Source organism: Micromonospora sp. MP36, assembly GCF_008119785.1.
Taxonomy (GTDB): Bacteria; Actinomycetota; Actinomycetes; order Mycobacteriales; family Micromonosporaceae; genus Micromonospora.
In genome coordinates this window covers 1-371 of record NZ_VSFA01000314.1, presented here as the reverse complement: position 1 = coordinate 371, position 371 = coordinate 1, and the positions used below count along the sequence as shown (strand labels likewise).

Genomic DNA, 371 nt, shown 5'->3' with positions numbered 1-371 from the left:
CCTTCTTCTCCTTCTTCTCCTTCTCCTTCTGGCCGTCCTTGTTCGGCGACCACGAGGACCCGTCCTGCGAGACCTGCGAGCCGGGCGCGGCCTGCATGCCCTGGCCGGTCTGCGCGGCCTGCACGACCTGGGTGCCCTGGGTTCCCTGGGCAACGCCCTGAACGCCACCCGGCGCACCGCCCTGAGTGGCGGCACCCTGGACACCACCCGGCGCACCGCCCGGCGCAGCGGCACCCGGCGCACCGCCCGGGGCACCGCCCGGCGCGGCGGCACCACCCGGGGCACCACCCGGCGCGGCACCACCCGGCGCACCGCCCTGGGCGCCCGGCGTGCCCTGCGAACCCTGGGAACCCCAGGAACCCTGTGAGCCG

General features: G+C 76.5%; 1 protein-coding gene. It reads left to right on the top strand.

What is annotated here, in order from left to right; translation table 11 throughout:
* The coding region (locus FXF52_RS43935) for a hypothetical protein (protein ID WP_187414036.1) at window positions 1-367 on the top strand (367 nt) is incomplete at its 5' end.
* Between the last annotated feature and the right edge of the window lie 4 nt (window positions 368-371).